The sequence below is a fragment of the Mycobacterium sp. genome (assembly GCF_032162605.1).
Classification (GTDB): Bacteria; Actinomycetota; Actinomycetes; order Mycobacteriales; family Mycobacteriaceae; genus Mycobacterium.
The window spans coordinates 1-4,414 of record NZ_JAVROT010000060.1; the positions used below are offsets into that span (position 1 = coordinate 1).

Here is a 4,414-nt window from a genome sequence, read left to right on the forward strand (position 1 = left end):
ACGGTGGAAGGGGCGCCGGTGGTGATCTGACGTCGGTGGGCGCGAAATCGGGCCGGGTTCGCAAGAATCCGGTGGTGCGCATCGTTGACGGTGACCGGCACGTGGCAGTGGCATCACACCGCGGGGCGCTCACCAACCCGGCCTGGTACACCAATCTGGTCGCCCACCCGAGGGTGCGACTTCAGGACGGCGCCACTGTCAAGGAGTTCCAGGCTCATGAGGTCACCGGAGACGAGAAGCGGTACTACTGGACGGTCGCCGAGCGGTTCTGGTCGCCATTTCCCGAATACCGACGGCTTGCAGGCGGGCGCGACATCCCGATCATGGTGCTCGACCCATCACCCCGCACCGGATCGGATCGGTGCGACCATCGGGAATGCAGCCGAGGAGCGCAACAAGGCGTTCGTGCTCGAGGCGTTCGACACGTTGGCCAATCGGCGTGACTTCGCTGCGGCGCAGCGGTTCTGGTCGCCTGACTACATCCAGCACAGCGCGCACATTCCGCCGGGTCGAGACGGCCTGTTCAATCTGGTCAAGGCCTCGCCGCTGGATAGGCGCTACGAGAACGCGCTCGCCATAGCCAACGGTGACTATGTGATGCTGCACGGCCGGTTGTCCAGCAGCGGCCTACAGACCAACAGGTCACCGTGGACATCGTGCGGCTGGAAGACGGGCTGATCGCCGAAGACTGGGACGTGGTGCAGGCGAGGCTACCGCCGAGCAGTCCAAGATCGGGCTGCCCATGTTCGGCGACACCTTCGGCACACTGACCTGACACAATGCCGGCCACGATGAAGACCCCCGTCCAGTTCGAAACCTCGCCGCACATCGCAGTCGGACTTGACCGGGGTCTTGCGTTGTCCCGGGATCAGTACCGCGAACTCGGCAGGCATGCCGCTCGAACGCATCACCCACGGCACACTGCAGTAGCGAATCAACCGAGCCTTCGAGCGGACCAGGCACGACACCTCTCTCGCCGATATCCTTGCGACGTCTAAACCGCGACAAGTGCGGCTGACGCCGCGATGATCGTCTTCATCGGGCCGGTGCGATGCTTGGGCAGTGGTCAGGGCGGAGTGAGCTACGCCGTCGTCGCGGCCGGTCCCTGAATGCCCGTGTGCTGTCATCTCCCCACTTGCGCCGTTCGCGACAGCAATCACAGCTCAAGTCCGTCCGCTTCGAAGCTCGCCTCCCGTGCTGCGGTGAATGCGGTGGTGGCGTGTTCGTAGCCGTCGCGATACCTGCGCACCCGGGCGGCCTGCTCCCGCCAGAGCGCGCCGCAACGGATGCGGCGTGCTTCGTTGCGGGCCAACGGTTCGGGGATCTCAGTGGGCAGCTGTTGGCCTGGGGTATGCGCGGCGTGGTGGTGCATGGTGTGCGGACGCTCGTCGCGGGCCAGGATCTGTCGGAAGTGGTGTGCGGGCACTGTAGGTGTTGCCGCGGCGCAGGGTGTGGATCTCTGGTTCGGTGACCGGTGGGGTCGTCAAAGCGGCTGTCAGATGGAACCAACCGAGCCACGAAAACGGCGAAATGCCAAGTCAAAACGGTGGAGCTAAGGGGAATCGAACCCCTGACCTTCTCGATGCGAACGAGACGCGCTACCAACTGCGCTATAGCCCCTTGTGCCGGTAGCACAGGCTACCAGTGCTGCTGTCCCGCTAGAAATCCGAACTACTAACCAGCGGCTCGAGGCAGGTCGTACTCGCGCGCGAACGGCGCGTAGTCGAGGTGTTCGAAGATCGGGTCCTCGTCGTCGATCTCCAACACCACCGCCCCTGGGCGCCGCAACCGCGCCGGGACGACCTCGAACTCGGGGTCCTCGGTGTTCTCGACGCCGAGGTGCGACCGCCTCATTCGCTGGGCGCGTCTGCGGCGTACCTGCTCCTCGATGCGCGTCTGACGCCGCAGGTAACCCAGGTAGAGCACCGTCACCGCGCCCACCGAACCGCAGACCCACCAGAACGTCGGCGATACCAGGTATCCCGCGACGGCCGAGGCCAGCAGCAGCACCGACATCACCATCAGCGTCCGCTTGCGGAAGGTGAACTTGCGCGCCGCGACCGCAACTGCGGTCTTCGATTCGTAGTGCTGGCGGCGCGCCTGGGACTTCGAGCCGGCGACGTGGAGTTCGGCATCCGACAACTCTTCGACGCCCGACGTGTCGTCGACGTATTCGTAGTCGTAGTCGGTGTCGTCCTCGGAGGCGAACTGGTCGGTCGTCCCCTCGGCATCATCGAACTCGGCCGCCTCGGGCTCCTCGAACTCGGCCTCGGCTCCTTCGGGCTCCTCGACCTCCTCGACTTCCTCGTCCGATTCGTCGACCTCCTGGAGGTCGTCGACCGTGAACGTGGCGGTGTTGTCGTCGAATTCCAGTGGTAGCTCGGGATCTTGGTCGAACGCCAGCCGTGCGGAGACGCCGATCGGCAGGGCGCCGGAGTCCTCCTCGACGATGTCCACATCGAGGTAGTCGGGTTCGGTCTGTGCCGCCGCGGCCGCCATCACCACCACGGTCTTACGTGGCGCGGTGACGGGTTCGTCGTCCTCGTCGTCGTCCTCGTCGAGGTCGTCGTGCGTCGGACGCCAGTTCGGGTCGCTGTGGTGACCGGCCGCGGGCTTGCGCCGCCGCAGCAGTCGCGCGCCGCTTCGCGTGTTCAGCACGCGCGTCGCCAGCGCCACGTCGCTGGTGCGGCGAACGGTGTCCCGCTTACTGATCAGCATCGGGACGAGCACGAAGAGCCAGAGCACGACGAGAGAGATCCACAGAAGAGATTGGGGGATGCTTGGCATGTCGCCGGCTCCTTTCCCCGTGAGGTTAGGTCCGTGACCAGCGCATCCGGGGACGACGCGCCGGGCTAATTACACACCTGTAACTCGTCGCAGACAAGCACATTTGCCCCACATGTCACAACTGCAACAAGATTAGACCCAGCTGGCATGGCCTGCGCGCACCAGCGAGGACGTTGCCGACCCGTTCAATTCCTCGAGGGTGATCGCCACCAGCAAATGGTCGCGCCAGGCACCGTCCACCTCCAGGTAGCGCTTGAGCAAGCCCTCCTCGCGAAAGCGGGCCTTGGCCAGCACCGCCCGACTCGGCGCATTCTCGGGCCGCACCGTCGCCTCGAATCGGTGCAACCCGATCGGCCCGAAGCCGTGGTCGAGGCCCAGCGCCAACGCCGCCGTCGCCACCCCGCCGCCGTTGCGCTCCTTGGCCACCCAGTAACCGATCCACGCCGACCGCAAAGCGCCGTGTGTCACGTTGCCGATCGTGAGCTGGCCGCAGAATTCGCCGTCGAGCTCGATCGCGTACGGCAGCATGCGACCCTTGCGGGCTTCCGCGCGAAGTCCCGAACAGATCGATGGCCACGACGAGATCGCATGGCGCACTTCCCAACTCGCTTCGGCTACGGGTTCCCACGGCTCGAGATGCGCTTGGTCGGCCAACCGGATGCGGCTCCACACCGCGCCGTCGCGCAACCGGATCGGCCGCAGGCGCACCAGCCCGGCGGCCACCCGCAGCGGTCCGACCGATTTCGGCCAGCCGGGATGCATGGATGTCGAACGCCACAGGTCCACGTCTATCTACTTCGTTAGCCGCGTTGGGCCAGGAACGCCACGTCGATGATCTCACCGGTGCGGATCTGCTCCGCCTCACTGGGGATGACGACCAGGCAGTTCGCCTCGGCCAGGGTCGCCAGCAAGTGCGACGACGCACCCGGCGCCCCGCCGAGCGCCTGCACCAGATACTCACCGCTGTCCTGGTCGCGCATCAGCTGACCGCGAAGGTAGCCCTTGCGCCCTGCCACGGACGTAATCGGTGACAGCGTGCGCGCCTGCACGACACGGCGCAGCGGCTGCCTCTTGCCCAGCGACATGCGAATCAGCGGCCGCACCATGACCTCGAAGACCACCAGCGCGCTGACCGGGTTGGCGGGCAACAGGAACACGGGCACGCCCTCACGACCCAGCTGTCCGAAGCCCTGCACCGATCCGGGGTGCATCGCGATCCGCGACACCTCCATCTCGCCGAGCTCGGACAACACCGCCCGCACGCTCTCGGCGGCCGTGCCCCCGACGGCTCCGGCGATCACCAGCACCTCGGCGCGGTTGATCTGCCCCTCGACGACGTCGCGCAACGTCTTCGACTCCGTGTCCACGATGCCGACGCGGTTGACCTCGGCCCCGGCGTCGCGGCCGGCCGCAGCCAGCGCATAGGAGTTGTCGTCGTACACCTGCCCGTTGCCCGGGGTCCGCGAGACGTCGTCGAGCTCGCCGCCGACGCTCATCACCGACAGCCGCGGTCTCGGATGCACCAGCACCCGCTCACGTCCGACCGCTGCGAGCAGGCCCACCTGCGCTGCGCCGATGATGGTTCCCGAGCGCACGGCGACGTCACCCGGCTGGACGTCGTCGCCCG

6 protein-coding genes and 1 tRNA gene are annotated in these 4,414 nt (G+C 66.5%); 2 read left to right on the forward strand and 5 right to left on the reverse strand.

What is annotated here, in order from left to right; genetic code table 11:
- Nucleotides 1–443, forward strand: a 443-nt coding sequence (locus QOI01_RS03410; RefSeq protein WP_526378609.1) for a nitroreductase/quinone reductase family protein, incomplete at its 5' end; no start/stop codon positions are given.
- Complete coding sequence (locus QOI01_RS03415; RefSeq protein WP_526378611.1) at nucleotides 406–678, forward strand: nuclear transport factor 2 family protein; 273 nt, start codon at nucleotides 406–408, stop codon at nucleotides 676–678. The genes QOI01_RS03410 and QOI01_RS03415, both read left to right, overlap by 38 nt.
- Nucleotides 679–1,156: 478 nt before the next feature.
- Here QOI01_RS03415 and QOI01_RS03420 read toward each other — a convergent pair whose 3' ends face one another.
- The 5 genes from QOI01_RS03420 to QOI01_RS03440 form a co-directional block, all read right to left on the reverse strand.
- Entirely contained in the window at nucleotides 1,157–1,426 is a 270-nt protein-coding gene (locus QOI01_RS03420; RefSeq protein ID WP_526378613.1) for a hypothetical protein, read from the reverse strand.
- Nucleotides 1,427–1,547: 121 nt separating this feature from the next.
- Nucleotides 1,548–1,620, reverse strand: a tRNA-Ala gene (locus tag QOI01_RS03425).
- A gap of 54 nt (nucleotides 1,621–1,674) precedes the next feature.
- Nucleotides 1,675–2,787, reverse strand: a complete 1,113-nt coding sequence (sepX, locus tag QOI01_RS03430) for a divisome protein SepX/GlpR (protein WP_526378615.1) — start codon at nucleotides 2,785–2,787, stop codon at nucleotides 1,675–1,677.
- 132 nt (nucleotides 2,788–2,919) lie between these two features.
- On the reverse strand, nucleotides 2,920–3,549 hold the full coding sequence (locus tag QOI01_RS03435) for a GNAT family N-acetyltransferase (protein WP_526378619.1): 630 nt from the start codon (nucleotides 3,547–3,549) through the stop codon (nucleotides 2,920–2,922).
- A gap of 38 nt (nucleotides 3,550–3,587) precedes the next feature.
- The coding region (locus QOI01_RS03440; protein ID WP_526378617.1) for a molybdopterin molybdotransferase MoeA at nucleotides 3,588–4,414 on the reverse strand (827 nt) is incomplete at its 5' end.

What these genes read in the sequence shown, in the direction of transcription:
- sepX (WP_526378615.1), bottom strand. Translation starts at nt 2,787, where the DNA reads ATGCCAAGCATCCCCCAATCTCTTCTGTGGATCTCTCTCGTCGTGCTC.
- QOI01_RS03435 (WP_526378619.1), bottom strand. Translation starts at nt 3,549, where the DNA reads ATGCATCCCGGCTGGCCGAAATCGGTCGGACCGCTGCGGGTGGCCGCC.